The organism is Streptomyces sp. NBC_00341, assembly GCF_041435055.1.
Lineage (GTDB): Bacteria > Actinomycetota > Actinomycetes > Streptomycetales > Streptomycetaceae > Streptomyces.
The window spans coordinates 2,066,690-2,092,653 of sequence record NZ_CP108002.1; the positions used below are offsets into that span (position 1 = coordinate 2,066,690).

At 73.0% G+C, this 25,964-nt stretch carries 29 protein-coding genes; 8 read left to right on the top strand and 21 right to left on the bottom strand.

What is annotated here, in order from left to right; all coding sequences use genetic code 11:
- Nucleotides 1-92 precede the first annotated feature (92 nt).
- Genes OG892_RS09185 through OG892_RS09215 form a run of 7 tightly spaced genes read left to right on the top strand, consistent with a single transcriptional unit; the run spans nt 93 to nt 7,972 of the window.
- Nucleotides 93-1,346 (top strand): ADP-ribosylglycohydrolase family protein, encoded by a 1,254-nt coding sequence (locus OG892_RS09185; protein ID WP_371631602.1) that lies wholly within the window; start codon nt 93-95, stop codon nt 1,344-1,346.
- Nucleotides 1,343-2,563: an ADP-ribosylglycohydrolase family protein gene (locus tag OG892_RS09190; RefSeq protein ID WP_073735476.1), complete on the top strand. Its 1,221-nt coding sequence runs from the start codon at nt 1,343-1,345 to the stop codon at nt 2,561-2,563. The genes OG892_RS09185 and OG892_RS09190 overlap by 4 nt, the downstream gene beginning before the upstream one ends.
- Entirely contained in the window at nt 2,490-3,692 is a 1,203-nt protein-coding gene (locus tag OG892_RS09195; RefSeq protein ID WP_073735477.1) for an ADP-ribosylglycohydrolase family protein, read from the top strand. The genes OG892_RS09190 and OG892_RS09195 overlap by 74 nt, the downstream gene beginning before the upstream one ends.
- On the top strand, nt 3,689-5,071 hold the full coding sequence (locus OG892_RS09200) for an ADP-ribosylglycohydrolase family protein (protein WP_371628889.1): 1,383 nt from the start codon (nt 3,689-3,691) through the stop codon (nt 5,069-5,071). Before OG892_RS09195 ends, OG892_RS09200 begins: the two co-directional genes overlap by 4 nt.
- Nucleotides 5,068-5,952 carry a ribokinase gene (gene rbsK / locus OG892_RS09205; RefSeq protein WP_371628890.1) on the top strand — a complete coding sequence of 295 codons (885 nt, stop codon included), beginning with the start codon at nt 5,068-5,070 and terminating at the stop codon, nt 5,950-5,952. Before OG892_RS09200 ends, rbsK begins: the two co-directional genes overlap by 4 nt.
- Nucleotides 5,949-7,148, top strand: coding sequence for a CoA transferase (locus OG892_RS09210; protein ID WP_327336427.1), 1,200 nt, complete (start codon nt 5,949-5,951; stop codon nt 7,146-7,148). Before rbsK ends, OG892_RS09210 begins: the two co-directional genes overlap by 4 nt.
- Nucleotides 7,145-7,972: a CoA ester lyase gene (locus OG892_RS09215; RefSeq protein WP_371628891.1), complete on the top strand. Its 828-nt coding sequence runs from the start codon at nt 7,145-7,147 to the stop codon at nt 7,970-7,972. Before OG892_RS09210 ends, OG892_RS09215 begins: the two co-directional genes overlap by 4 nt.
- 379 nt (nt 7,973-8,351) lie before the next feature.
- Here the strand turns inward: OG892_RS09215 and lgt are convergent, their stop codons facing one another.
- From lgt to hisI, 11 genes are all read right to left on the bottom strand, one after another.
- On the bottom strand, nt 8,352-9,353 hold the full coding sequence (gene lgt / locus OG892_RS09220) for a prolipoprotein diacylglyceryl transferase (protein WP_371628892.1): 1,002 nt from the start codon (nt 9,351-9,353) through the stop codon (nt 8,352-8,354).
- Between the two features lie 98 nt (nt 9,354-9,451).
- A complete protein-coding gene (locus tag OG892_RS09225) occupies nt 9,452-10,279 on the bottom strand; it encodes a thioredoxin domain-containing protein (RefSeq protein WP_371628893.1) in 828 nt (275 codons plus the stop codon).
- 75 nt (nt 10,280-10,354) lie between these two features.
- The gene (gene trpA / locus OG892_RS09230) at nt 10,355-11,167 is read right to left on the bottom strand and encodes a tryptophan synthase subunit alpha (RefSeq protein ID WP_073735484.1); all 813 of its coding nucleotides are present in this window, start codon (nt 11,165-11,167) and stop codon (nt 10,355-10,357) included.
- A complete protein-coding gene (trpB, locus tag OG892_RS09235) occupies nt 11,164-12,450 on the bottom strand; it encodes a tryptophan synthase subunit beta (RefSeq protein ID WP_073735485.1) in 1,287 nt (428 codons plus the stop codon). Before trpB ends, trpA begins: the two co-directional genes overlap by 4 nt.
- Nucleotides 12,451-12,599: 149 nt before the next feature.
- Entirely contained in the window at nt 12,600-12,815 is a 216-nt protein-coding gene (gene trpM / locus OG892_RS09240; RefSeq protein WP_073735486.1) for a tryptophan biosynthesis modulator TrpM, read from the bottom strand.
- A gap of 8 nt (nt 12,816-12,823) precedes the next feature.
- Complete coding sequence (gene trpC, locus OG892_RS09245) at nt 12,824-13,633, bottom strand: indole-3-glycerol phosphate synthase TrpC (RefSeq protein WP_073735487.1); 810 nt, start codon at nt 13,631-13,633, stop codon at nt 12,824-12,826.
- Between the two features lie 139 nt (nt 13,634-13,772).
- Nucleotides 13,773-14,387: a DUF2752 domain-containing protein gene (locus OG892_RS09250; protein ID WP_371628894.1), complete on the bottom strand. Its 615-nt coding sequence runs from the start codon at nt 14,385-14,387 to the stop codon at nt 13,773-13,775.
- An 80-nt stretch (nt 14,388-14,467) separates the two neighbouring features.
- On the bottom strand, nt 14,468-14,716 hold the full coding sequence (locus OG892_RS09255) for an HGxxPAAW family protein (RefSeq protein WP_073735648.1): 249 nt from the start codon (nt 14,714-14,716) through the stop codon (nt 14,468-14,470).
- A gap of 137 nt (nt 14,717-14,853) precedes the next feature.
- Nucleotides 14,854-15,513 (bottom strand): TIGR02234 family membrane protein, encoded by a 660-nt coding sequence (locus tag OG892_RS09260; protein WP_073735489.1) that lies wholly within the window; start codon nt 15,511-15,513, stop codon nt 14,854-14,856.
- Nucleotides 15,514-15,599: 86 nt separating this feature from the next.
- Nucleotides 15,600-17,087, bottom strand: a complete 1,488-nt coding sequence (locus tag OG892_RS09265) for an anthranilate synthase component I (protein ID WP_327336433.1) — start codon at nt 17,085-17,087, stop codon at nt 15,600-15,602.
- 11 nt (nt 17,088-17,098) lie between these two features.
- Nucleotides 17,099-17,482 (bottom strand): phosphoribosyl-AMP cyclohydrolase, encoded by a 384-nt coding sequence (gene hisI, locus OG892_RS09270; RefSeq protein WP_327336434.1) that lies wholly within the window; start codon nt 17,480-17,482, stop codon nt 17,099-17,101.
- An 84-nt stretch (nt 17,483-17,566) separates the two neighbouring features.
- Here hisI and OG892_RS09275 point away from each other — a divergent pair, with 84 nt between their 5' ends.
- Nucleotides 17,567-18,199, top strand: a complete 633-nt coding sequence (locus OG892_RS09275) for a TIGR03085 family metal-binding protein (protein ID WP_073735492.1) — start codon at nt 17,567-17,569, stop codon at nt 18,197-18,199.
- Nucleotides 18,200-18,214: 15 nt separating this feature from the next.
- On the opposite strand, the gene OG892_RS09280 is transcribed toward OG892_RS09275, so the two are convergent.
- From OG892_RS09280 to hisD, 10 genes are all read right to left on the bottom strand, one after another.
- Nucleotides 18,215-19,465 carry an MFS transporter gene (locus OG892_RS09280; protein ID WP_371628895.1) on the bottom strand — a complete coding sequence of 417 codons (1,251 nt, stop codon included), beginning with the start codon at nt 19,463-19,465 and terminating at the stop codon, nt 18,215-18,217.
- A 24-nt stretch (nt 19,466-19,489) separates the two neighbouring features.
- Nucleotides 19,490-20,077 carry an ArsR/SmtB family transcription factor gene (locus OG892_RS09285; RefSeq protein ID WP_371628896.1) on the bottom strand — a complete coding sequence of 196 codons (588 nt, stop codon included), beginning with the start codon at nt 20,075-20,077 and terminating at the stop codon, nt 19,490-19,492.
- 143 nt (nt 20,078-20,220) lie between these two features.
- Nucleotides 20,221-20,976, bottom strand: coding sequence for an imidazole glycerol phosphate synthase subunit HisF (hisF, locus tag OG892_RS09290; RefSeq protein ID WP_073735495.1), 756 nt, complete (start codon nt 20,974-20,976; stop codon nt 20,221-20,223).
- On the bottom strand, nt 20,973-21,371 hold the full coding sequence (locus tag OG892_RS09295) for a RidA family protein (protein ID WP_328867381.1): 399 nt from the start codon (nt 21,369-21,371) through the stop codon (nt 20,973-20,975). The genes hisF and OG892_RS09295 overlap by 4 nt, the downstream gene beginning before the upstream one ends.
- Complete coding sequence (gene priA / locus OG892_RS09300) at nt 21,368-22,093, bottom strand: bifunctional 1-(5-phosphoribosyl)-5-((5-phosphoribosylamino)methylideneamino)imidazole-4-carboxamide isomerase/phosphoribosylanthranilate isomerase PriA (RefSeq protein ID WP_311306229.1); 726 nt, start codon at nt 22,091-22,093, stop codon at nt 21,368-21,370. The genes OG892_RS09295 and priA overlap by 4 nt, the downstream gene beginning before the upstream one ends.
- Complete coding sequence (hisH, locus tag OG892_RS09305; RefSeq protein ID WP_024492678.1) at nt 22,093-22,734, bottom strand: imidazole glycerol phosphate synthase subunit HisH; 642 nt, start codon at nt 22,732-22,734, stop codon at nt 22,093-22,095. The genes priA and hisH overlap by 1 nt, the downstream gene beginning before the upstream one ends.
- 7 nt (nt 22,735-22,741) lie before the next feature.
- Nucleotides 22,742-22,909, bottom strand: coding sequence for a hypothetical protein (locus tag OG892_RS09310; RefSeq protein WP_199884395.1), 168 nt, complete (start codon nt 22,907-22,909; stop codon nt 22,742-22,744).
- Nucleotides 22,906-23,508, bottom strand: coding sequence for an imidazoleglycerol-phosphate dehydratase HisB (gene hisB, locus OG892_RS09315; RefSeq protein WP_073735498.1), 603 nt, complete (start codon nt 23,506-23,508; stop codon nt 22,906-22,908). Before hisB ends, OG892_RS09310 begins: the two co-directional genes overlap by 4 nt.
- Entirely contained in the window at nt 23,505-24,632 is a 1,128-nt protein-coding gene (locus OG892_RS09320) for a histidinol-phosphate transaminase (RefSeq protein ID WP_328867380.1), read from the bottom strand. Before OG892_RS09320 ends, hisB begins: the two co-directional genes overlap by 4 nt.
- Entirely contained in the window at nt 24,629-25,951 is a 1,323-nt protein-coding gene (hisD, locus tag OG892_RS09325) for a histidinol dehydrogenase (protein ID WP_328697144.1), read from the bottom strand. The genes OG892_RS09320 and hisD overlap by 4 nt, the downstream gene beginning before the upstream one ends.
- Between the last annotated feature and the right edge of the window lie 13 nt (nt 25,952-25,964).

The window sequence follows — 25,964 nt, forward strand, 5'->3', positions numbered from 1 at the left end:
TTTGTGGTGATTACCGGCCTCTGTCCCGGCTCCGCGTGGCACAGATCCCACAGGTACGAGAACTGGCTCGGTACGAGCGAAGGGTCGACGCGATGGAGCTGATGGCGGGAAATCCGGCAGCGCCGCGGACGGGCGGCACACGGACGGACGGCGCGCGGGCCGCGGTACGAGGAGCGCCGGCCCCCGGCGAACCGGGCCCCGGCGAAACCGTCCGGGGCGCAACGGTCCACGGCGACACCGCCCGGGGCGCTCCGGCCGACCGGGCCAGGGGGTCGCTGCTGGGCCTCGCGGTCGGCGACGCGCTGGGCGCCCCGGCGGAGAACATGCGGCCCTCCGAGATCCGCCGCCGCTGGGGCCGGATCGAGGGCTTCGTGAGCGACGATCCGGCGGGCACCGACGACACGGAGTACGCGATCTTCTCCGGGCTGCTGCTGGCCCGGCACGGTTCGGCGCTGACCGTGACCCATGTCGAACGGGCCTGGCGGCTGTGGATCGCGGACCTGGACGAGGGGCCGTTCCGCGGTGCCGGTTTCAGCGAGCGCGGCACGCTGGAGAACCTGCGCCGGGGGCTCGCCGCCCCGATCTCCGCCCAGCACCGGCACGCCTGGAGCGACGGTCTGGCGATGCGGGCGGCACCGTTCGGCGTCTTCGCGGCGGGCAGGCCCGCGGAGGCGGCCCGGCTGGTCGCGGTGGACGGCCGGGTCAGCCATGAGGGCGAGGGCATCTACGGCGGCCAGGCGGTGGCGGCCGGGGTGGCGGCCGCCATGACCGGGTCCGGGGTCACCTCCGTGATCGCCGCCGCGCTCTCCGTCGTACCGATGGACTCCTGGACGGCGCGTTCGCTGCGCCGCGCGGTGACCGCCGCCCAGCGCCCGTACCCGGACCGGCTCACGATGGAGCGCGCGGTGCGCTCGGCCGTGGTCGTCGGCGGCTACCCGTGGACGGACCTGGCGCCGGAGGCGGTCGGGCTGGCCTTCGGGGCGTTCGCCGCGGCGCGCGGCGACTTCCGTACGGCGGTGCTGACCGCGGTCAACATGGGCCGCGACGCCGACACCACGGCCGCGGTGGCGGGCGCGCTGGCCGGGGCGCTGCACGGGGCCCGGGCCATTCCGGCGCACTGGGCGGCGGCGATCGGCCCGGTCCGGGGCAGCTGCCTGCCCTCGATGCGCGGCTACCACGTCCTGGACATCGCGGAACTCCTCACCCCGGCAGACGCCGAGGCGGACGAACGGGTCGGGCAACGGCCCCAGGACCCCGGACCCGGCGGCGGGGCGCCCCCTCCCGGTGAAGGCACCGGGAGGGGCCTCCGCGACATCCTCGACGACGCACCGGCGGTGCGCCCGTGACCGGCACCGACCGCCGCGCCCGGATCGAGGGGCTGCTCCTCGGGCTGGCCGCCGGGGACGCCGCCGGCTGGCCGGCCGCGCGGCACCGGGCGGCCCGGATGCCGGAGTGGACCCGGCGCCTCACCCGCGAGCTGGACACCTTCGCCGAGCAGAACGCGACCACCACGCTGCCCGTCCCCATCGCCCTCAACCAGCCGCCTGAGCCGCTGCGGCTCGGTCCCTCCGACGACGCCGAATGGGCGGCGTTCGCGGCCGGGACCGTGCTGACCTCGGCGGCGGGCCCGCTGCACGGCCTCTCCCCCGGCCGCCGGATGCGGGCGGCGGTGGACGTCGCCTGGAACGCGCTGGCCGCCGAGGTCGCCGCGGCCGCCGCACGGGCGCCGGAGGTCGAGTCGGCGGTCCTGCCGTTGCGGGCCCGGATCTCGGTACGGGCCGGGCTCGGCAACCTCGCCGCCGGGCTGCGTCCGCCCGCCACCGGCCACGACAACCCGCACTACTTCGACGACGCGGCGTGTGTGCGGGCCGCCGTGCTGGCCGTCGTCCACCCCGGCGATCCGGCGGCGGCGGCCGATCTCGCGGAGTTCGACGCGCGCTACACCCAGGACGGCGACGGGGTGCACGGCGCGCGGGCGATGGCCGCCGCGATCGCGCAGGCGCTCGACGGGGCGGACGTGGACACGGCGGTGAACGCCGCGCTGGCCCAGCTCCCGGAAGGCACCGAGATCGCCCGCAACGCCGCCCACGCGGTCCGGATCGCCCGCGACTTCGCCGGAGAGGCGGCCGGCGCCTTCGCCCTCGTCCCGGTGCTGGAGCACCAGATCGTGGACCACGTCTACAGCTACGGGATCGCCGCGGCCGAGACCGTCCCGGTCGCCCTCGCCCTGGCCACCGCCGCCCGGGGCGAGATCGCGCAGGCCGTACCGTCCGCCGCCTGCCTGTCCCGGGTCGCCGATTCGGCACCGGCCCTGGCCGGCGCGCTGACGGGCGCGCTCGGCGGTATCGCCACCGTGCCGGACGGCTGGCGCGAGGCCTGCCGCACCCTCGCGGGGTGCGCGCTGCCCCGTTTCGCGGGCACGGATCTGCTGGAACTCGCCGGGCTGCTGGCAGACACGGAACCGGCGCTCCCGGGTGGACAATTCGGACATGACATCCACCGCGCCCCCGGCGCCCACGAGGTCCGCACCGCCCACGACACCCACGGCGCTCACGCTCGATGAACGGATCGCGGGCGCGCTCGTCGGCGCCGCCGTCGGTGACGCGCTCGGCGGCCCGGTCGAGGGACGGCCCCCCGAGCAGATCGTGGCCCGGCACGGCGGGCGGATCACCGGCGTCGTCGGCCCCTGGGACGGCGACGACTGGCGGACCGCCCGCCCCATCGCCCCGTACCACAAGGGCGACGGGCACGTCACCGACGACACCTTGATGACCCATGCGCTGGTCCGGGTGTACGGCAAGGTGCGCGGCCATCTCGACGCGTACTCGGTCGCGGAGCACCTGGTACCGGAGCTGATCTCGAACCCCCGCTGGATTCCGGAGCTGGAGGCGGAGGCGCTGCCGCTCCAGCGGGTCTTCCTCGCCGAGAAGTGGATCGTCGCCCGGCTGCACTACGGCCACGTCGACCCGCGCGAGGCGGGCTCCGGGAACATCGTCAACTGCGGTGCCGCGATGTACATGGCGCCGGTCGGCCTGGTGAACGCCGCCCATCCGCAGGCCGCCTACGCCGAGGCGCTGGATGTCGCGGGCGCCCACCAGTCCTCGTACGGGAGGGAGGCGGCCGGAGTGTTCGCGGCCGCCGTCGCCGCGGCCTGCGTCCCGGGGGCGACGCCCACGAGCGTCATCGAGACGTGTCTGTCGCTCGCCAAGGACGGCACCCGGGCGGCGATCGACGCGGTCTGCGAAACGGCCGTCGGGTACCGGGACTTCGAATCCGCCCTCGCCCCGCTGCGGGAAGCCGTCGCCCCCTTCGACACCGTGGGGCCCGACTACCGCGCCCCCTCGCTCGGTGCCCGCCGCCCCTCCCGGCTGCACGCCATCGAGGAACTCCCCGTCGCACTCGGCATGCTGCTCGTCGGGGACGGGGACTACCGGCGTACGGTCCTGGGCTCCGTCAACTACGGGCGGGACTGCGACTCGATCGCCACCATGAGCGGTGCCGTCGCGGGCGCCCTGCACGGCGAGGGCTCGATCCCCGCCGACTGGGTGAGCACGGTCGCCGGAGCCAGCCGCCTCGATCTGCACGCCCCGGCCCGGACCCTGGCCGAGGTCGCCCGCGAGGTCTTCGCACACGACACGGCCCGCCGCCGCGCCCATGAGAACGCCTTCGCCGCGCTGGCCGGCACGCCATGACCACCACCGTGCGGGCCACCTGGGTGCAGCCGGAGGACCTGGTCGGACACGAACTGCGGCAGGCCGCGCAGGACGGGCGGGACGCCCGGGACATCGAGCGCCGGTGGTACGAGGCCGGCGGATCGCCCGCCCCGGAGCGGGCGGGCGCCTCCGAGTACCCCGCGCCACCCGGACTGCGCGCGGTCGCCGGCCGGCTGCTGGACGAACTCGCCCTGCTGGAATCGCCGTCGGCCGACGACGAGCCGACCGGCCTGGACGCGATCCGGGCCGCCTGCCCGCGCTGGCCGCTCCCCCGCACGGGCCCGTCCGGCGTGGACCGCGAACGGCTGCACGCGGCCTGGCTCGGACGGGCGGCGGGCTGCCTGCTCGGGAAACCGGTCGAGAAGCTGCCGTTGGAGGGCATCCGCGCACTGGCCCGCGCCACCGGGAACTGGCCGCTGGCCACCTGGTTCACCGCCAGGGGGCTGCCCCCTGAACTGGCCGCCACCTATCCCTGGAACCGGCGCTCCGCGGCCACCTCGCTCGCGGAGAACATCGACGGGATGCCGGAGGACGACGACCTCAACCACCCCCTTCTCGCACTGGTGCTGCTCCGGCGCCACGGCCGCTCGTTCACCACCGCAGACCTCGCCCGGCTCTGGCTGGACGAGCTTCCGGCGGGCCGGACGTTCACCGCGGAGCGGGTCGCGTACCGCAATCTGCTGGACGGAATCGAGCCGCCGGACACCGCCTCTTACCGCAATCCGTTCCGGGAGTGGATCGGTGCGCAGATCCGGGCCGACGTGCACGGCTGGACGCACCCCGGCGACCCGGCCGCCGCGGCGGAGCAGGCCCACCGGGACGCGGTCCTCACGCACACCGGGAACGGGGTGTACGGCGCCATGTTCACCGCCGCCGCCCTGGCGGAGGCGGCCGGCGGCGAGGCCGACGTGCACGGCTGCCTGGCTACCGGGCTCAGGGTCGTACCACCGAGATCGCGGTTCGCACGGGCGGTACGGGACGGAGTCGCGGCGGCCCATGGCGCCGCCGACTTCGACAGCGTCGTCGACCGCCTCCACTCCTTGTACGGCCACTACCACTGGGTGCACGTGCTGCCCAACGCGGCGCTGCTCGCCGCCGCGCTCACGCACGCCGACGGCGACTTCTCCGGCTCCATCTGCCGTGCGGTGTCCGGCGGCTGGGACACCGACTCCAACGGGGCGACCGCCGGTTCGCTCGCCGGACTGCTGGCCGGGCGGCCAGAAGCACTGCCCGACCGGTGGACCACACCGCTGAAGAACCGTCTCGCCACGTCCGTACCCGGTTTCGACTCGGTCGGCTTCGACACCCTCGCGGAGCTGACCCACCGGCTCACCCACCAGGAGGTACTCCGCCCATGACCAGAGTCGCGGTGCTCGGCAGCACCAATATGGACCTCGTGGCCTACACAGAGCGGGCCCCGGAGCGCGGACAGACCGTCACCGGACGGGAGTTCCGCACCGTGCCCGGCGGCAAGGGGGCCAACCAGGCGGTCGCCGCCGCCCGCGCCGGCGGTGACGTGATGATGATCGGCGCCGTCGGAAACGACGAGTACGGCCTCCGGCTGCGGGAGAACCTGGAGCACTCGGGCGTCGACACCGATCTGCTGCACACCGCCGAGGGACCCAGCGGTACCGCGCACATCGTGGTGGACGCCAAGGGTTCCAACGCCATCGTCGTCATCCCCGGCGCCAACGGCGCCGTCACCGCGCTCGGTCCGGGCGAGATCGCCGCCGTCGCCGAAGCCGATCTGCTGCTGCTCCAGCTGGAGCTGCCGCTGTCCGCCGTGATCGAGGGGGCGCGGGCCGGTCACGCCCAGGGGGTCCGCGTGCTCCTCACCCCGTCGCCCGTACAGGAGCTGCCCGACGAACTCCTGGACTGCGTCGACCTGCTGATCCCCAATGAGCACGAGGCGGCCGAGCTGTCCGGACACACAGAACCGCACGCGGCGGCGGAGGTCCTGCTCAGCCATGTGCCGGCGGTCCTCATCACGCTCGGCTCGAAGGGCTGCCTGTACGCGGCCCGGGGCAGCACCGCCGTCCACTTCCCCGCCCCCGACGTCAGCGCCGTCGACACCACGGGCGCCGGCGACACCTTCGTCGGCGCGCTCGCGGTGGCCATCGGTGAGGGCCGGCCGGTGCCGCAGGCCGTCGCCTGGGCCTCTTCGGCCGCCGCGCTCTGCGTGCAGAAGCCCGGCGCCTCGACGTCCATGCCGTACCGCAGCGAAATCGACGCCGCATGACCGGGCCCGCGGCAGCGCCGCTGACCGGGCTGCGGGTCATCGACCTGGCCACGCTCTTCGCCGGGCCGCTGTGCGCCACGATGCTCGGTGACTACGGCGCCGAGGTGATCAAGGTCGAGCATCCGGGCCGCCCCGACCCGTCCCGGGGCCACGGCCCCACTAAGGACGGCATCGGGCTGTGGTGGAAACTGCTCGGCCGCAACAAGCGCACCATGACCCTCGATCTGTCCGGGGCCGGTGGGCGCGACATCCTGCTGCGGCTCGCCGCGGACACCGATGTGATCATCGAGAACTTCCGGCCGGGCACGCTGGAGCGGTGGGGGCTCGGCTGGGAGGAGCTGCACGCCGTCAACCCCCGGCTGGTGCTGGCCAGGGTCACCGGCTTCGGACAGTTCGGCCCGTACGCGCACCGGCCCGGTTTCGGGACGCTCGCGGAGGCGATGAGCGGATTCGCGGCGATCACCGGGGAGCCGGACGGGCCGCCGACGCTGCCTCCGTTCGGGCTGGCCGACTCGATCGCGGCGATCGCCACGGCGTTCGCGGTGACGACCGCGCTGGCCGCGCGGGAACGCACCGGTGAGGGGCAGGTCGTCGACCTGGCGATCATCGAACCGATCCTGACTGTGCTCGGCCCGCAGCCCCTCTGGTACGACCAGCTCGGCTACGTCCAGCCGCGCACCGGCAACCGTTCGCGCAACAACGCCCCGCGCAACACCTACCGCACCTCGGACGATCAGTGGGTGGCCGTCTCCACCTCCGCGCAGTCCATCGCGGAGCGGGTGATGCGCCTGGTGGGACGGGCGGAGCTGATCGACGAGCCGTGGTTCGGCTCGGGCACCACCCGCGCCGAGCACTGCGAGGAGCTCGACGAGGCGGTCGGCAACTGGATCGCCCGGCACACCAGGGACGACGCGATCTCCGCGTTCGAGAAGGCGGAGGCCGCCATCGCGCCCATCCACGACATCCGCGACGTGATGGAGGACCCGCAGTACCGGGCACTGGACTCCGTCACCGAGGTCGACGACCCCGAGCTGGGACCGCTGCGGATGCAGAACGTCCTGTTCCGGCTCTCCGCGACCCCGGGGGCGATCCGCTGGGCGGGACGGCCGCACGGCGCGGACACCGAGGAGATCCTCACCGGGCTCGGGCTGAGCGGCGCGGAGATCTCGGCGCTGCGGGCGGAGCGTGTCCTGTGACCGCGACGATCCCCCTCACCTGGCTGTACGTCCCCGGGGACCGGCCGGACGTGGTGCGCAAGGCCCGTGCGTCGGGGGCGGACGTGGTCATCGTGGACCTGGAGGACGCGGTCGCCCCGGACCGCAAGGAGTACGCGCGGGCGGCCACCGCGGAGCTCCTCTCCGAACCCGCGGACGCCGGCGCGGCGCCGCTCCACGTCCGGGTCCACACCGAGGCCGACGTCACGGCCCTGGCCGGGCTGCCGGGCCTCGCGGAACTGCGGCTACCGAAGATCACGCACGCGGCCTCCGTCCATCACCTCGCGGCGCTGGCCCCCGGGGTCGCGCTCTGCCCGCTGCTGGAGTCGGCGCTCGGCATCGAGCACGCGTACTCGGTGGCCGCCGCCCATCCCCAGGTCCGGTCCATCGCGCTGGGCGAGGCGGACCTCCGGGCCGACCTCGGGGTGCACGACGACACGGGGCTCGACTGGTCGCGCAGCCGGGCGGTGGTCGCGTGCCGGGCGGCCGGGCTGGCCCCGCCGACCCAGTCGGTGTTCCCGGACGTCCGGGACCTGGACGGACTGTGGGCTTCCTGCGCGCACGGCCGGGCGCTGGGGTTCCTGGGCCGGGCGGCGATCCATCCCCGGCAGCTCCCGGTGATCGAGCGGGCGTTCCGGCCGACACCGCAGGAGATCGAGGCGGCGCAGGAGATCGTCGAGGCGGCCCGCGTGGAGGCGGGTGCGCTGGCCCTGCCGGACGGCCGTTTCGTGGACGCGGCGGTGGTGGCCTCGGCCCACCGCACGCTGGCCCTGGCCGGGCGCACGGTGGTATCCGGCCCACGCTGACCCCGGGCCCGTTTTTGTCCTCAATCGCCGGACGGGCTTGATTTCCACCCCGGTCCGGGGCCCGCAGAAACACAGCCACAGACGGCAAATCCAAGCCCGTCCGGCGATTGAGGACACCACGGCCCGCGGAGAACCGGTCACAGACGGCAAAACCAAGCCCGTCCGGCGATTGAGGACACCCGGCGACGGGGAACCGGTCACGGGACGGCAAATCCAAGCCCGTCCGGCGATTGAGGACACCACGGCCCGCGGAGAACCGGTCACAGACGGCAACCAAGCCCGTCCGGCGATTGAGGACACCCGGCGACGGGGGTCGTGGCGCACACGCACGAGGGGCCGCCGGGTTGTCCGGCGGCCCCTCGGTGTCGTTGTGGCGGCGTCAGCCCTTGGCCGTCTCCGCCGCATCCTCCGTCTTCGACGCGTCGGACTCCACCGCGGCGTCGGACTCGACCGCCGCGCCCTCGGACTTCGCGTCCTCGGACTTCGCGTCACCGGCCTCCGCGTCGTCGGACTTCGCTTCCTCGGCCTCCACCGCGTCAGGAGCCTTCGGCTCCCCCGGCTCCCCCGGCTCCCCCGGCTCGACGATCTCCTCGCGGCCCGGCCGTACCTTCGCCGAGATCACCATGTAGACGACGGCCAGCACGAACACGATCAGCGCGGTCCACACGTTCAGGCGCAGGCCCAGGATGTGGTGGGCCTCGTCGACGCGCATGTACTCGATCCACGCGCGACCGGCGCAGTAGGACGCGACGTACAGCGCGAACGCCCGCCCGTGTCCGAGCTTGAACCGGCGGTCCGCCCAGATCACCAGGAGGGCCACGCCGATGCACCACAGCGACTCGTACAGGAACGTCGGGTGGTACGTGCCCGCCACTCGGTTGGGGCCCTCGCTGATCTTCAGCGCCCACGGGACGTCGGTCTCGCGGCCGTACAGCTCCTGGTTGAACCAGTTGCCCCAGCGGCCGCAGGCCTGGGCCACGGCGATACCGGGAGCGAGCGCGTCGGCCCAGGCGGGCAGCGGGATCCCCCGGCGGCGGCAGCCGATCCAGGCACCCACAGCGCCGAGCGCGATCGCACCCCAGATCCCGAGGCCGCCCTGCCAGATCTTGAAGGCGTCGACCCAGTCCTCACCGTCGCTGAAGTACAGCTGGTAGTCGGTGATGACGTGGTAGAGCCTCCCGCCGACGAGGCCGAAGGGCACCGCCCAGACGGCGATGTCGGCAACCGTGCCGGCTCTGCCCCCTCGGGCGATCCAGCGCTTGTTGCCGAGCCAGACGGCGACAAACACACCGATGATGATGCAGAACGCGTAGCCGCGAAGCGGGATCGGGCCGAGATCGATCACGCCGGTCGACGGGCTGGGAATGTAGGCAAGGTCCATGACAGGGTCGACGCTACCTTGCCGGGCGGGAGGTGCGGCAACCCGCCCGACAACTTCTGGGTAACGAGCCGGTCATCGATTCCCCAGGAATCCGCCGATCAGGATCCCGACGGGGCGGGGGTGGCCGTGCCTTTCCCCTTGCCCTTGTTGGCCTCGGCGACCCACTTCTTCAGGTTGGCGACGGTGATCGGCTCGTTCCCCTTCTTGGGGAAGATCGACTGACCGTTGAGCAGCGCCGTCGGCGTGCCCTGGAAGCCGCCGTCGCGGAAGGCCTTGTCGGACTTCTGGACCCAGCTGTCGTGCGTGCCGTCGTCGACACAGCTGCGGAAGGCGGGCGTGTCGAGCCCGTCGACCTTCTTGGACAGGTCGATCAGCTTGCTGTTGTCGCCGAAGGCGTCGTCGGCCTCCTGCGGCTGATTGCGGTACAGGATGTCGTGGTACGCGGAGAACTTGCCCACGTCCTGGGCGCAGGCCGCCGCGTTGGCCGCCTTGAGGGAGCCGCTGCCGCCGAGGTTTCCGTCGATCAGGGTGGCGAGGTGGTATTCGACCTTGAGCTGCTTGCTCTGCTCCAGCTGGTGGATCGTGTCCCGGAACGCGTTCTCGAACTGGGCGCAGACGGGGCAGCGGAAGTCCTCCCAGATCGTGAGCGTGGACGGGGCTTCGTCCGCTCCCACCTGGATGGCGAGGCTGTCCTTGCCGGTCGCGCCCGACGGTGCGACGGCGGGACCCGACGCCTTGTCCTTGCTGCCCTTTCCGCCGCTGTTGGCGGCGATCACGCCGACGACGGCGGCCAGGGCGAGGACACCCACCACGGCGGTCGAGACGATCAGCGTGCGGCGACGGCGCTCTCGCGCCTTCAGCTGCTCACGCTGCTGGATCAGCCGGTCTCGCGCGGCCCTTTTTCCCTCTTGGTTCTTCTCGCTCACACCGCAGCAACGAACCGGGGAGGCACTCGCGTGCCTCCCCGGTCCCAGGTCCACCCGTTCGGGTGACGCCCGGTATCAGCGCTTTCGAACACCTTCGGCCAGATCGGCCGCCAGTGAGCGGACGGCCGCGAGGCCGGCCGCCTCGTCGGGCGCGTCCAGCATGCACTTGACGAAGGCGGTACCGACGATGACCCCGTCCGCGAACCCGGCGACCTCCGCGGCCTGCTCCGCGTTGGAGACGCCGAGGCCGACGCAGACCGGGACGGAGGTGGTGGCGCGGGTGCGCCGCACCAGGTCCTCGGCCTGTTCCCCGACCGAGACGCGGGTGCCGGTGACCCCCATCAGCGAAGCGGCGTAGACGAAGCCGGAACCGGCCGCCGTGATGGTGGCGAGGCGCTCGTCCTTGCTGCTGGGCGCGACGACGAAGACGGTCGCGAGACCGTGCTTCGCCGCGTGCTCGCGCCACAGGGCGGATTCCTGGACCGGCAGGTCGGGCAGGATGCACCCGGCGCCGCCCGCCTCCGCCAGCTCGGCGGTGAAGCGCTCGACGCCGTACCGGTCGATCGGGTTCCAGTACGTCATGACCAGGATCGGGATCCCGGTGGCCTCGTACGACTCGCGGACCGTGCGCATCACGTCGGCGATCTTCACGCCGCCGCGCAGCGCGATGTCGTCGGCGGTCTGGATGACCGGGCCGTCGAGCACCGGGTCGCTGTGCGGCAGGCCCACCTCGATGACGTCGGCGCCGCCTGCGGCCGCCGCCTCGATGGCCGCGATACCGCCGTCGACGGTCGGGAACCCGGCGGGCAGGTACGCGATCAGCGCCGCCCGGTCCTCGGCCTTGGCCGCAGCGAGGGTGGTGTTCAGCAGTTCGATGTTGCCGCTCACTTGGCGTCCCCCTCGATCTCGGCGCCGTGGCCGGACGCGTCCGCCTCGACGGCCGCGTCGGTCTCGTACAGCCCGAAGTACCGGGCCGCCGTGTCCATGTCCTTGTCGCCCCGGCCGGACAGGTTGACCAGGATCAGGCCGTCCTTGCCGAGCTCCTTGCCGACCTCCAGGGCACCGGCCAGCGCGTGCGCGCTCTCGATGGCCGGGATGATCCCCTCGGTGCGGGAGAGCAGCCGCAGCGCCTGCATGGCCGCGTCGTCGGTGACCGCGCGGTACTCGCCGCGGCCGATGTCCTTCAGGTAGGCGTGCTCCGGGCCGATGCCCGGGTAGTCCAGACCGGCCGAGATGGAGTACGGCTCGGTGATCTGGCCCTCCTCGTCCTGGAGGACGTAGCTGCGCGAACCGTGCAGGATGCCGGGCTCGCCCTCGGTGAGGGTCGCCGCGTGCTCGCCGGTCTCCACGCCGTGTCCGGCCGGCTCGCAGCCGATGAGGCGGACGTCCGCGTCCGGGATGAGGGCGTGGAAGAGGCCGATGGCGTTGGAGCCGCCGCCGACGCAGGCGACCGCGGCGTCCGGCAGCCGGCCGGCCCGCTCCAGGATCTGCCGCCTGGCCTCGACGCCGATGACGCGGTGGAAGTCGCGGACCATGGCGGGGAAGGGGTGCGGGCCCGCGACCGTGCCGAAGAGGTAGTGCGTGCGGTCCACGTTGGCGACCCAGTCGCGGAACGCCTCGTTGATGGCGTCCTTGAGGGTGCGGGAGCCGGACTTCACGGCGATGACCTCGGCGCCGAGCATCCGCATCCGCGCCACGTTCAGCGCCTGGCGCTCGGTGTCGATCTCGCCCATGTAGATGGTGCATTCGAGGCCGAAGAGCGCGCAGGCGGTCGCGGTGGCGACGCCGTGCTGACCGGCCCCGGTCTCGGCGATGACCCGGGTCTTGCCCATGCGCCGGGTGAGGAGCGCCTGGCCCAGCACGTTGTTGATCTTGTGCGAGCCGGTGTGGTTGAGGTCCTCGCGCTTGAGGAAGATCCGGGCGCCGCCGGCGTGTTCCGCGAAGCGCCGCACCTCGGTCAGCGCGCTGGGGCGGCCGGTGTAGTTGACCATGAGCTCGTTGAGCTCGGCGGCGAACGCCGGGTCGGCCTTCGCCTTGTCGTACTCGACGGCGACCTCGTCCACGGCGGCGACGAGCGCCTCCGGGATGAACTTTCCGCCGTACGCGCCGAAGTACCCCTCGGCGCTGGGGATCAGACCCTCCGGGTCCGGAATGAAGAAGTCGGACGACATCTCGACGTGCTCCTCGGCATGGCATGGGGTGGATGCGTGGATTCACCGTATTGCGCCGTGAGCGAGGCGCCGCCTCGGCCGGGGGCCGGGCGGTGCGGGTCGTGCGGTTCCACCGCAGGGCGGTGGGGGTGCGACGGCCGGGGCTCGCTCTACTGCGCGGACCCCGTGCGCCATCGCATGCCGTTGACCTGGCCGGGTTCGTCACCGATCACGTACCGCACCCGCCGGCCGTGCACGCGGCGCGCGGGGGCGCGACAGCCGCGGGGGCGGCAGCCGCGCGCCAGCGGCGCGTGCGGGTCCCGGCCGGTGGCCGCGGCGGGGCGCAGGCCCGGCCGGACACGGGGCGCGGAACGCTCTGCGGACACGGGTGGGGTCAGCCCCGTCCGTGCCGGAGGGCCGGGTGGGCGCCGGCGGCGACCAGGTCGGCCACGGCGACCCGCGGGTCGCGGCCGGTGACCAGGGACTCGCCGACCAGTACGGCGTCCGCGCCGGCGTTGGCGTAGGCGATGAGGTCGTGCGGGCCCCGGACACCGGACTCCGCGATCTTGACGATGCGGTCGGGGATCTCGGGGGCGACCCGCTCGAAGGTGGAGCGGTCGACCTTGAGGTCCTTCAGGTTGCGGGCGTTGACGCCGATGATCCGGGCGCCGGCGTCGACCGCGCGCTCCGCCTCCTCCTCGTCGTGCACCTCGACCAGCGGCGTCAGGCCGATGGACTCGGCGCGCTCGATCAGGGAGACCAGCGCCTCCTGGTCGAGGGCGGCGACGATCAGCAGGGCGAGGTCGGCGCCGTACGCCCGCGCCTCCCACAGCTGGTAGGAGGTGACGATGAAGTCCTTGCGCAGGACCGGGATGTCGACCTTGGCGCGGACGGCCTCCAGGTCGGCGAGCGAACCGCCGAAGCGGCGCTCCTCGGTGAGGACCGAGATGACGGAGGCGCCGCCCGCCTCGTAGTCCGCGGCCAGTGCGGCCGGGTCGGCGATGGCGGCGAGGGCCCCCTTGGAGGGGCTGGAGCGCTTTACCTCGCAGATGACGGTCACGCCCTCGCCGCGCAGGGCGGCGACTCCGTCCTTCGCCTCGGGAGCGCGCGCCGCGCGTTCCTTCAGCTCGTCGAGGCTGACGCGCGCCTGCCGCTCTGCGAGGTCGGCGCGTACGCCTTCGATGATCTCGTCGAGCACACTCACGCGATCGGCCCCCTTCCGGGACGGTGACAAGAGAACAGGATCAGCCATGCCGATGGTATCCGCAGGAGGCCGATGGGCCCGCATCCGGCCGCCGAATGTCCCACTACCTGGGCATTCACGTGGCCCACTGTCCGGGTGTTCACGGCGCCAGCGCCGATCCGAACGGCAGGTTCCGGACGACGGTGAAGATCAGCAGGACGGCTCCGATCGCCCACCAGTGGACGGGCCGCAGCGCGAACCGCACGGGCTTCCCGGCGGCAGCGCGGACCATCCAGAGGACCCAGACCACGGCGAAGATCCCGTAGCCGATGACGGCGGGGGCGTTGGAGCCGAACGCCGTCCCGAGGTCGCCGTGGGCGACCGCGTAGGCGCTGCGCAGCCCGCCGCAGCCGGGGCAGTAGATGCCGGTGAGGCGGAGCAGCGGGCAGACCGGGTAGTGGCCCGGCTCGTTGGGGTCGACGGAGCCGACGAGGGCGAAGGCCCCGAGGACGCCCGCCATGACACCGGCCGGGGCGGCGATCCGCCGCAGCCGCGAGGCGGGGACGGGCGCCGGCTGGAAGACCGGCGGGAACGGTCCCGGCTGCCCGGCGGGCGGACCGGGCGCGGGCAGGTGGCCGCCGGGCACCGGAGGCGGGCCGGACGGCGGCTGGGAGCCGTCCGGCGCGGGCCGGTGGCCGGGGGCCGCGGAGGTGCCGGGCGCGGGGCCGTGGCCCGGCGTCGACGGGGCGGCGGCTGGAGATGGCGAAGCGTCCACCCGGTGATTGTCGCCGCTGACGCGGAAAGGCGCAGCCCGGTCCGGGCTGCGCCTCGCGTGCGTACGTCCTGCGGAGGGGGTCAGGAGGTCTGCGCCTGCCCGGCACGGGCCCTGGCCCGGGCCAGCTCCGCCGACTCCTTCGGCATGCCGAGACCGGCGGCCTTCATCGCGAGCCCGACGATCCCGCCGATGACGGTGACGGCGATACCGGCCCAGAAGCCGAGCGGGTTGGCCGCGACCATGAAGACGCCTGCGATGCAGAAGCCGATGAACGAGATGATGACACCGGTCCAGGCGGCCGGGGTGTGTCCGTGGCTGCTGCCCGCCATGAGTTGCTCCTCGTTGGTGTTGCGCTGTTGGTATCGCTCGGTGTCGCTGTGCGCAGAGCCGGTGCCGCTGTGGGTGCCGCTGTGCTGTGAGCTCGGCCCATTGTCCCGTACGTGCGGACTGGACGTGAGCTGGGGGGTCATGCCTCGCGCGTCGGGTCCTCGCCGCGGTCCAGGGCCTTCCACAGGTCCTCGGGCCGGTCGGGGTCCAGGGCCTTGGGGGCGGTCCTGCGGGGGCGCGGGGTGCCGTCGCGCTCGTACCGCCCGGACATGGTGGGCCAGCGCCTGCCGTAGCGCAGGGCGAGCAGCCCGGCGAGCAGGATCAGCAGCCCGCCGGCCGCGGTCACATAGGGCCAGGCGGTGTGGCTGAGGGCGCCGATGGTGGCGGCGCTGTCGCCGGTGCTCCGAGCCGCCTGCTCGTCGAGCGCGGCGCCGTCGGAGGCGCCGAGGAAGGCGCTCAGCGCGGCGCCGAACCCGCTGAGGGCCAGCAGTCCCGCGACGAGCAGCCGGCCGCCGCTGCGGACGGCGAAGACGGCGACGAGGGCGGCCAGGCCGACGATGGCGAGGGCGGCCGGGACACCGGTGACGTCCTGTCCGTCGGCGCTCAGCGGCAGGGCGCCGCCGCCGACCGAGGCCCGGCCCCGGGCCCAGGTCTGCCCGGACGCGAGGAGGACGACGGTGGCCCCGGCTGCCCCGAGGAGCAGGCCGGCGGCCAGGCTTCTGCGGCTCCCCGCGCTGTCGGGCGCGGAGGCGGCTTCGGCACGGGGCTGGGGTACGGGGACAGCGCTCACGTACCCCACTATCCCCTACCGCCCCGGAGTTACGGGCACAAGGGGGGTGTGAGATGGAGCCCCCGCCCGCGCGTTCCCGGTAGGCCCCAAGGCCCTCACGCGCCGCCGAGGCGGTTGGCCGTGTGGACGGCGCGCAGCACCGCCGCGGCCTTGTTGCGGCACTCGGTGTCCTCCGCGACCGGGTCGGAGTCCGCGACGACCCCCGCCCCGGCCTGGACGTACGCCGTTCCGTCACGCAGCAGGGCGGTCCGGATGGCGATGGCCGTGTCGGAGTCCCCGGCGAAGTCGAGGTAGCCCACGCAGCCGCCGTACAGCCCGCGGCGGGTGGGTTCGAGCTCCTCGATGATCTGCATGGCGCGCGGTTTCGGGGCTCCGGAGAGGGTGCCCGCGGGGAAGCAGGAGGTGAGGACGTCGAAGGCGGTGTGGCCCTCGGCGACGCGGCCGGTGACGGTGGACACGATGTGCATCACGTGCGAGTACCGCTCGACCGACATGAAGTCGACGACCTCGACGCTGCCGGGCTCGCAGACCCGTCCCAGGTCGTTGCGGCCGAGGTCGACGAGCATCAGGTGCTCGGCGCGCTCCTTCGGGTCGGCCAGCAGCTCCTCCGCGAGGGCCTGGTCCTCCTGCGGGGTGGCGCCCCTGTGCCGGGTCCCGGCGATCGGGTGGACCATCGCGCGGCCGTCCTCGACCTTGACGAGCGCCTCGGGGCTGGAGCCGGCGACGTCGAAGCCGTCGAACCGGAAGAGGTACATGTACGGCGAGGGGTTGGTGGCGCGCAGCACCCGGTAGACGTCCAAGGCGCTTGCCGTGCACGGCGTTTCGAAGCGCTGGGAGGGGACGACCTGGAAGGCCTCGCCGGCCCTGATCCGCTCCTTCACGTCCTCGACGGCGTCCTGGTAGGCCTTGCCGCCCCACAGCGCGGTGTACGGCGGGAGCTCGGAGGGCGGCAGGGCGGCGGGGGCGTTCTCGACGGGGCGGCGCAGGTCGCGCTCCATGGCGTCGAGCCGGGCCACCGCGTCGGTGTACGCCTCGTCGACTCCGGTGGCCAGGTCGTTGTGGTTGATCGCGTTGGCGATGAGCAGGACGCTGCCGTCCCAGTGGTCGAGGACGGCGAGGTCGGAGGTGAGCAGCATGGTCAGCTCGGGGAGCTCGAGGTCGTCGTCCCCGCTCTCACCGATCTTCTCCAGGCGGCGCACGACGTCGTAGCCGAGGTAGCCGACCATGCCGCCGGTGAAGGGCGGCAGTCCGGACTCCTGCTCGTGCGGGGTGTGCAGGGTCTCGATGGTGGCGCGCAGGGCCTGGAGCGGGTCGCCGTCGACGGGGACGCCGACCGGCGGGGTGCCCAGCCAGTGGGCCTCGCCGTCGCGGGCGGTGAGCGTGGCGGCGCTGCGGACCCCGATGAAGGAGTAGCGCGACCAGGTGCGGCCGTTCTCCGCGGATTCCAGGAGGAAGGTGCCGGTGCGTTCGCCCGCGAGCTTGCGGTAGAGGCCGACCGGCGTGTCACCGTCGGCGAGGAGCCGGCGGGTGACGGGGATGACGCGCCGGTCGATGGCCAGCTTCCGGAAGGTGTCGAAGTCCATGGCGGCTGACCCTACTGTCCGAGCGGGAGGACGTCGGCGTCGAAACAGGTGCGGTCGCCGGTGTGGCAGGCGGCACCCGTCTGGTCGACCCGGACGAGGACGGTGTCGGCGTCACAGTCCAGCGCGACGGACTTGACCTGCTGGATGTGGCCGGAGGTGTCGCCCTTGACCCAGTACTCCTGGCGGCTGCGCGACCAGTAGGTGCAGCGGCCGGTGGTCAGGGTGCGGTGCAGTGCCTCGTCGTCCATCCAGCCGAGCATCAGCACCTCGCCGGTGTCGTACTGCTGGGCGATGGCCGGGACGAGTCCGTCGGCGCCGCGCTTGAGGCGGGCGGCGATGGCGGGGTCGAGGCCGCTGGCGGGGGGCGGGGTGCCGGGCGTGGGCGAGCTGGTCATGTCCCCATTGTGCCGTGGCCGGGAGGGCCGTCCGGGCGTGCGTCCACTGGGCGGACGCTGGACACCGGTCGTACGCTGGCGGACATGTCGACCCATGCGAAGCGCGAACGACTTCTGCTTGCCGACCTGTTGGAGGGGGCGGGCCCGGAGGCCCCGACCCTCTGCCACGGCTGGACGGCCCGGGATCTGGCGGCCCATGTGGTGGTGCGGGAGCGCAGGCCCGACGCGGCGGCCGGGCTGGTGATCGGCCCGCTGAAGAGCCGGAGCGAGCGGATCAGGGACGAGTTCACCTCAAAGCCGTACGAGGAGCTGATCCAGCTCATCCGTACGGGGCCGCCGCGGATGTCCCCGTTCGGCGTGAAGCAGCTGGACGAGGCCGCGAACACCGTGGAGTTCTACGTCCATACGGAGGACGTGCGCCGGGCCCAGCCCGACTGGACCCCGCGGGAGCTGGACCCGGTCTTCGCCGATGTCCTGTGGTCGCGTACCGAGAAGGCGGCGCGGGTGCTGGGGCGCAAGGCGCCGGTGGGCTTGGTGCTGCGCCGCCCCAACGGTCAGACCGCGGTCGCGCACAAGGGCACCCCGGTGGTGACGGTGACCGGTGAGCCGGGCGAGCTGCTGCTGTTCGCGTTCGGGCGGCAGGACGCGGCGCGGGTGGAGCTGGAGGGCGACCAGGACGCGATCGCCCGGGTGACGACGGCGAAGCTCGGGATGTAGCGGCGTCCCCCGCGATCAGCGCGGGAGCTCCGCGCGGCGCAGCGCGCGGGGCAGCAGGCCCATCAGCGCCCCCGCCGCGCACAGCGAGGCGCTGGCGACGAAGACCGGGCCGGTGCCCCAGAGGGCGACGGCCGCGCCGGTGACCGGGTAGCTGAGCGGCGAGAGCGCGTGGGTGAAGAGCGTCGAGACCGAGGTGACGCGGCCCAGGTAGGCGGGGTCGGCGGAGATCTGGATGAGGGCTCCGCACAGCGCGCCGCCCAGGCCCACGAAGAGCCCGACGAGGAGCGCGACACCGGCCGCGAGGGGTACGGAGGGTGCGTACGCCAGGGCGGCGATGGCGACCGCGCCGGTCAGTACGGTGAGGCACATGGTGAGCCCCGCCCTGGGGACCCGGCCGCGCACGGCGAGCACCAGGGCGGACGCGCCCGCGCCGATGCCGAAGGCCGCGACGATCCAGCCCATGCCGGAGGCCCCCCAGCCGCGCTCCTCGCTGAGCAGGATCAGGCCCAGGTTGAGCGGTCCGACGAAGCCCAGTTCACTGACGGCGATGACGAGCATGAGCGGCCCGAGCACCGGGTGGCGGCGGATGTGGCGCACCCCGTCGACGAGTTCACGCCAGGCGGTGCCGGTGGGTACGGCTTCGGCCGCGTCCGCCACCGGCAGCGGGCGCATCCGTACGGCGAGCAGCAGCGGCAGCGAGAGGGCGAAGAGCACACCGGCCGCGGCGAAGGCGAGGACCGGGCCGCCGAGGGCGACGGCGATACCGCCGAGCGGGGCGCCGACGACGGTCGCGGTCCGGGTGGCGAGGCCGCGCATCCCCTGGACCCGGGCGAGCTGTCCGGCCGCGGTGATCCGGGGCGGCAGCGCGCCGACTGCGGGCAGGAAGAGCGCGTCGGCCGCGCCGAAGACCAGGGCGACGGCGATCAGCATCCACACCGTGGGCGAGGTGAGGAGCAGCGCCCCGGCCAGCCCGAGGATGACGAGACAGCGGGCGGTGTCGCTGACGACCACGACGCGGCGCGGCCCGAACCGGTCCGCGAGCACTCCCCCGCCGAGCAGCAGCAGGGCCCTGGGTATGGAGCCGACGGCCAGCACCAGGCCGGTCTGGGAGGCGGTTCCGGTGCGGGCGGCGGCCCAGGCGAGGGCCATGTAGTAGACGCTGTCCCCGATCGTGGACGCGGTGTAGGCGCCGAGCCAGCGCAGCACGTTTCCGTCGCGGTGGGCGGGGCGTTCCGGGGCCTCTGGGGGCGTGAGCGTGGCGGTCACGGGGCGTCCTCTCGGGTGGCCGGGTCAGGTCCGGAACGGGAAGCCGTACAGGTGCAGCGCGACGTTCTCGCGGTTCTCCGTGTCACCGGCCTCGTCGCGGGCGCGGCCCTGCTCCTCGTACCGGTTGATGACCTCGTGCAGCTCGCGTTCGAGCGAGGCGAGCTCCTCGGGGTTCAGCCGGGCCAGGTACTCGGAGGTGAAGGAGCTTTTGCGCCACGGGGGTGTCCAGCTCCGGTAGGCGTCCAGGAAGCGGCGGTACAGCTCGATGTGCTGGTCGAACGAGAGCCGGCTGACGGCGGTGTGGGTGGCGGCCTTCTCCGGCGCGTCGCTGAAGTCCTCGTCGTGGAAGCGGAGCCCCTTGGAGGCGGGCTGCCACCAGCGCTCGCGGCCGTCCCTGCCCGGTCCGTCGGCCGCTTCGATCAGGCCGTGGTCAGCGAGCTTGCGCAGGTGGTAGCTGACCAGTGAGACCTGTTCGTCGACCTGCTCCGCGAGCTGGGAGGCGGTGGCCTGCCGGGCGATGTAGAGCGCCCGGTAGAGCTTCATCCGCAGCGGGTGCCCGAACGCCTTGAGGGCCCCGAGGTCGGACACCCTGCGTGATTCGTTGCTTGCCATGCCTCCACGGTAGACAGGAAAGAAAACTTGCGCAATATCTGTTGCGCAATAAATGTTGCGGAACTTGGGCTCGTCATGGGAGCGCACATGAAGACGCCACCGGCCTTCACGGCCGGTGGCGTCTGACGGGGCTCTGTGGGGGTTCAGCGGACCGGGTGGCCGGCCTCCCGGAGGGCGCCCTTGACCTCGGAGATCCGCAGATCACCGAAGTGGAAGACGGACGCGGCCAGGACCGCGTCGGCTCCCGCGCCGACGGCCGGCGCGAAGTCCGCGAGCCGGCCCGCGCCGCCGGAGGCGATGACGGGGACGCTCACGTGCTCGCGTACGGCCGCGATCATCTCGGTGTCGTAGCCGTCCTTGGTGCCGTCGGCGTCCATCGAGTTGAGCAGGATCTCGCCCGCGCCCAGCTCGGCGGCCCGGTGCGCCCACTCGACGGCGTCGATGCCGGTGCCCTTGCGGCCGCCGTGCGTGGTGACCTCGAAGGTGCCGGCGGGGGTGCGCCTGGCGTCCACGGAGAGCACCAGGACCTGCCGGCCGAAGCGCTCCGCGATCTCCCGGATCAGCTCCGGCCTGGCGATGGCCGCGGTGTTGACGCCGACCTTGTCCGCGCCGGCCCGCAGCAGCTTGTCGACGTCCTCCGTGGTGCGGACGCCGCCGCCGACGGTGAGCGGGATGAAGACCTGCTCGGCGGTGCGGCGCACCACGTCGTAGGTCGTCTCGCGGTCGCCGCTGGAGGCGGTGATGTCCAGGAAGGTCAGCTCGTCGGCGCCCTCCGCGTCGTACAGCTTGGCCATCTCCACGGGGTCACCGGCGTCGCGCAGGTTCTGGAAGTTGACGCCCTTGACGACGCGGCCGTTGTCCACGTCGAGGCAGGGGATGACACGTACCGCGAGCGTCATCGCGCACCTGCCCGGTAGGCCTCGACCTCGACCTCGACGACCAGGCTCGGGTCGATGAAGCCGGACACGATGATCATGGAGGCGACGGGCCGCACGTCGTCGAACAGCTCCTTGTGCGCACGGCCGATCTCCTCCACGTCCCGGGCGTGGGTGATGTACATGCGGGTACGGACGACGTCCTCGCGGCCCAGGCCCAGCTCCTTCAGCGCCTCGAAGGCGACCTCGAAGGAGGTGACGGCCTGCTCGTAGGGGCCGCCGGCGGAGATCTGGCCGCCGACCACGGAGGTGCACCCGGCCACCAGGACCAGTCCGTTGGGCAGCTCGACGGCGCGGGAGTAGCCGATCTTCTCCTCCCAGGGGCCGCCGGAGGAGACGCGCTTGACGGAGTCGGTCATGCGGCGACCGCCTTCAGGGCCTCTTCCAGCGTGAACGCCTCCGCGTACAGCGCCTTGCCGACGATCGCGCCCTCGACGCCTTCGGGGACGAGCAGGGAGATCGCCCGCAGGTCGTCGAGGGAGGAGACTCCGCCCGAGGCGACGACGGGGCGCTCCGTGGCCGCGCAGACGTCCCTCAGCAGACCCAGGTTGGGGCCCTGGAGCGTGCCGTCCTTGGCGATGTCGGTGACGACGTAGCGGGCGCAGCCCTCGGCGTCGAGGCGGGCCAGCGTCTCGTAGAGGTCGCCGCCGTCGCGGGTCCAGCCGCGGCCGCGCAGTGTGGTGCCGCGCACGTCGAGGCCGACGGCGATCTTGTCGCCGTGCTCGGCGATGACCTTGGCGACCCACTCGGGGGTCTCCAGGGCGGCGGTGCCGAGGTTGACCCGGCGGCAGCCGGTGGCGAGGGCGGCGGCGAGCGTGGCGTCGTCGCGGATGCCGCCGGACAGCTCGACCTTGATGTCCATGGCGCCGGCCACCTCTGCGATGAGGGCGCGGTTGTCGCCGGTGCCGAAGGCGGCGTCCAGGTCGACGAGGTGCAGCCACTCGGCGCCGGAGCGCTGCCAGGCGAGCGCGGCCTCCAGCGGGGAGCCGTACGAGGTCTCCGAGCCGGACTCGCCGTGCACCAGGCGGACCGCCTGGCCGTCGCGTACGTCTACGGCGGGGAGCAGTTCAAGCTTCGGCATTACAGCGTCTCGATCCAGTTGGTCAGCAGCTGGGCGCCGGCGTCGCCGGACTTCTCGGGGTGGAACTGGGTGGCCCACAGCGCGCCGTTCTCCACGGCCGCCACGAACCGTTCGCCGTGCGTGGCCCAGGTGACCCTGGGGGCGCGGATGTTGGCGTTGGTGACTTCGAGGGACCAGTCGTGCGCGGCGTACGAGTGCACGAAGTAGTACCGGGCCTCGGGGTCGAGTCCGGCGAACAGCCGGGAGTCCTCGGGGGACTCGACGGTGTTCCAGCCCATGTGCGGGACGACGTCGGCCTTGAGCGGGCCCACGGTGCCCGGCCACTCGTCGAGCCCCTCGGTCTCCACGCCGTGCTCGATGCCGCGCTCGAAGAGGATCTGCATGCCGACGCAGATGCCCATGACGGGGCGCCCGCCGGCCAGCCTGCGGCCGATGATCCATTCGCCGCGGGCCTTCTTCAGCCCCTCCATGCAGGCGGAGAACGCGCCGACGCCGGGCACCAGCAGCCCGTCGGCGTTCATCGCCGTGTCGAAGTCACGGGTGATCTCGACCTCGGCGCCGACCCGGGCGAGGGCGCGCTCGGCGGAGCGGATGTTGCCGAAGCCGTAGTCGAAGACGACGACCTTCTTCTTGGTGTCCACGGCTCCCCTAGTCCCAGAGTCCCTGGATCCGCATGACGCCCGCGACCAGGCACATCAGCGATCCGATGGAGAGCAGCACGATGACGCCCTTGGGCATGCCCTGCTTCGAGAAGGAGTAGACCCCGCCGGCCAGGAAGAGGCCGACCAGGATCAGGATGGTGTTGAGGCCGGTCACAGCGCGCCCTTCGTGGAGGGGAGGATTCCGGCCGCACGCGTGTCGTGCTCGCTGGCGTAACGCAGGGCGCGGGCGAGCGCCTTGAACTGGCACTCCACGATGTGGTGGGCGTTGCGCCCGTACGGGACGTGGACGTGCAGGGCGATCTGCGCCTGGGCGACGAACGACTCCAGGATGTGCCGGGTCATCGTCGTGTCGTACTCGCCGATCATCGGCGCCATGTTCTCGGGCTCGGTGTGCACCAGGTAGGGGCGGCCGGAGAGGTCGACGGTGACCTGGGCGAGCGACTCGTCCAGCGGGACGGTGCAGTTGCCGAAGCGGTAGATGCCGACCTTGTCGCCGAGGGCCTGCCGGAAGGCGGCGCCGAGCGCGAGGGCGGTGTCCTCGATGGTGTGGTGCGAGTCGATGTGCAGGTCGCCGTCGGTCTTGACCGTGAGGTCGAACAGTCCGTGGCGGCCGAGCTGGTCGAGCATGTGGTCGTAGAAGCCGACCCCGGTCGCGACATCGACCTTGCCGGTGCCGTCGAGGTTGATCTCGACGAGCACGGAGGTTTCCTTGGTGGTCCGCTCCACTCTTCCTACGCGGGCCTCGCGAGTCATGCGTCGTGCTCCTTCTTCAGTTCGCGTACCGCATCGAGGAACGCGTCGTTCTCTGCCGGGGTCCCTGCGGAGACCCGCAGCCATCCCGGTACGCCGTTGTCCCGGACCAGGACGCCCCGGTCGAGGATGTGCTGCCAGGCGGTGTGGCTGTCGGCGAAGCGGCCGAACTGGACGAAGTTGGCGTCCGAGTCGGTGACGTCGAAGCCCTGGGCGCGCAGCCCGGTGACGATCCGGTCGCGTTCGCTCTTGAGCCGGTCCACGTACCCGAGGAGCGTATCGGTGTGCTCCAGGGCGGCGAGCGCGGTCGCCTGGGTGATGGAGGACAGGTGGTACGGGAGCCGGACCAGCTGGACCGCGTCCACGACGGCGGGGTCGGCGGCGAGGTAGCCGAGCCGCAGTCCGGCGGCGCCGAACGCCTTGGACATGGTGCGCGAGAGCACCAGGTGGGGGCGGCCCTCGATCAGCGGGAGCAGCGAGGCGTGGTGGCTGAACTCGCCGTACGCCTCGTCGACCACGACCATCGACGGCTTCGCGGACTGCGCGGCGTCGTACAGCGCGAGGACGGTCGCGGCGTCGACGGCGGTGCCGGTGGGGTTGTTGGGCGAGGTGATGAAGACGACGTCGGGACGCTCCCGGGCGATGACGGCGCGGGCCGCGTCCACGTCGATGGTGAAGTCCTCGTTGCGCGGCCCGGAGATCCAGCCGGTTCCGGTGCCCCGGGCGATGAGGGCGTGCATGGAGTACGAGGGCTCGAAGCCGATCGCGGTGCGGCCGGGGCCGCCGAAGGTCTGGAGCAGCTGCTGGAGCACCTCGTTGGAGCCGTTGGCCGCCCAGACGTTGGCGCGGCCGACCTGGTGCCCGGCGGTGCGGCTGAGGTAGCGGGCCAGCTCGGTGCGGAGCTCGACGGCTTCCCGGTCGGGGTAGCGGTTGAGGTCACGGGCGGCCTCGCGGACCCGCTCCGCGATCCGGTCGACCAGCGCCTCGGGGAGCGGGTACGGATTCTCGTTGGTGTTCAGCCGGACCGGTACGTCGAGCTGGGGGGCGCCGTACGGGGACTGGCCGCGCAGTTCGTCCCGGATGGGGAGGTCGTCCCAGGCGTTGCGCGTGGGGCTGTCGTTCGTCACTGCTGCGGAACCTTCCAGCCGAACCGGGCCTTCAGCGCGGCGCCGTGGGCGGGGAGGTCCTCCGCCTCCGCGAGCGTCACGACGTGGTGGGTGACCTCGGCCAGGGCGTCACGGGTGTAGTCGACGATGTGGATGCCGCGCAGGAAGGACTGCACGGACAGGCCGGAGGAGTGGCAGGCGCAGCCGCCGGTGGGCAGCACGTGGTTGGAGCCGGCGCAGTAGTCGCCGAGCGAGACCGGGGACCAGGGGCCGACGAAGACCGCTCCGGCGTTGCGGACCCGGTCCGCGACGGCGGCGGCGTCGGCGGTCTGGATCTCCAGGTGCTCCGCGGCGTACGCGTCGACGACCTTGAGGCCGTCCTCCAGGTCGTTGACCAGGACGATCGCGGACTGGCGGCCGGCCAGCGCGGGTTCGATCCGGTCCGTGACGTGCTTGCTCGCGGCGACCTGCGGCTTCAGCTCCGCCTCCGTGGCGGCGGCGAGCTCCTCCGAGTCGGTCACCAGCACGGCGGCGGCCATCGGGTCGTGCTCGGCCTGGCTGATCAGGTCGGCGGCGACGTGCACCGGGTCGGCGGTGGAGTCCGCGAGGATCGCGATCTCGGTGGGGCCGGCCTCGGCGTCGATGCCGATGCGGCCCTTGAGGAGGCGCTTGGCGGCGGCGACGTAGATGTTGCCGGGGCCCGTGACGAGGTCGACCGGCAGGCAGTCCTCGGTGCCGTAGGCGAACATCGCGACGGCCTGGGCGCCGCCGGCCGCGTACACCTCGTCCACACCGAGCAGCGCGCAGGCGGCCAGGATCGTGGGGTGCGGCAGTCCGCCGAACTCCTTCTGCGGCGGGGACGCGACGGCGATGCCCTCGACGCCCGCCTCCTGGGCGGGGACCACGTTCATCACGACGGAGGACGGGTAGACCGAGCGGCCGCCCGGCACGTACAGCCCGACGCGCTCGACCGGCACCCACTTCTCGGTGACGGTGCCGCCGGGGACGACCTGGGTGGTGTGCGTGGTGCGGCGCTGCTCGCGGTGGACGAGGCGGGCGCGGCGGATCGACTCCTCGAGGGCGGCGCGCACGGCGGGGTCGAGCTGCTCCAGCGCCTCACCGATCGCCCCGGCCGGGACCCGGATCGCGCCGATCCGCACCCCGTCGAATTTCGCCCCCCAGTCGATCACTGCCGCGGAGCCACGATGGCGTACGTCCTCGCAGATGGGCCGCACCGTTTCCAGAGCGGCTTCCACGTCGAACTCGGCACGGGGCAGCAGGTCGCGCAGGGCGCCACCCTCGGGGAGGGCATCGCCGCGCAGATCGATTCGAGAGATCACCCCCCAATTCTCT

Coding starts and splice junctions, on each gene's coding strand:
- OG892_RS09200 (WP_371628889.1), top strand. CDS start 3,689: ATGACCACCACCGTGCGGGCCACCTGGGTGCAGCCGGAGGACCTGGTC.
- OG892_RS09285 (WP_371628896.1), bottom strand. CDS start 20,077: ATGGCAAGCAACGAATCACGCAGGGTGTCCGACCTCGGGGCCCTCAAG.
- rbsK (WP_371628890.1), top strand. CDS start 5,068: ATGACCAGAGTCGCGGTGCTCGGCAGCACCAATATGGACCTCGTGGCC.
- priA (WP_311306229.1), bottom strand. CDS start 22,093: ATGCCGAAGCTTGAACTGCTCCCCGCCGTAGACGTACGCGACGGCCAG.
- hisB (WP_073735498.1), bottom strand. CDS start 23,508: ATGACTCGCGAGGCCCGCGTAGGAAGAGTGGAGCGGACCACCAAGGAA.
- OG892_RS09210 (WP_327336427.1), top strand. CDS start 5,949: ATGACCGGGCCCGCGGCAGCGCCGCTGACCGGGCTGCGGGTCATCGAC.
- OG892_RS09275 (WP_073735492.1), top strand. CDS start 17,567: ATGTCGACCCATGCGAAGCGCGAACGACTTCTGCTTGCCGACCTGTTG.
- OG892_RS09265 (WP_327336433.1), bottom strand. CDS start 17,087: ATGGACTTCGACACCTTCCGGAAGCTGGCCATCGACCGGCGCGTCATC.
- OG892_RS09195 (WP_073735477.1), top strand. CDS start 2,490: ATGACATCCACCGCGCCCCCGGCGCCCACGAGGTCCGCACCGCCCACG.
- OG892_RS09295 (WP_328867381.1), bottom strand. CDS start 21,371: ATGACCGACTCCGTCAAGCGCGTCTCCTCCGGCGGCCCCTGGGAGGAG.
- hisI (WP_327336434.1), bottom strand. CDS start 17,482: ATGACCAGCTCGCCCACGCCCGGCACCCCGCCCCCCGCCAGCGGCCTC.
- OG892_RS09255 (WP_073735648.1), bottom strand. CDS start 14,716: ATGGCGGGCAGCAGCCACGGACACACCCCGGCCGCCTGGACCGGTGTC.
- hisF (WP_073735495.1), bottom strand. CDS start 20,976: ATGACGCTCGCGGTACGTGTCATCCCCTGCCTCGACGTGGACAACGGC.
- lgt (WP_371628892.1), bottom strand. CDS start 9,353: ATGGACCTTGCCTACATTCCCAGCCCGTCGACCGGCGTGATCGATCTC.
- trpB (WP_073735485.1), bottom strand. CDS start 12,450: ATGTCGTCCGACTTCTTCATTCCGGACCCGGAGGGTCTGATCCCCAGC.
- OG892_RS09185 (WP_371631602.1), top strand. CDS start 93: ATGGAGCTGATGGCGGGAAATCCGGCAGCGCCGCGGACGGGCGGCACA.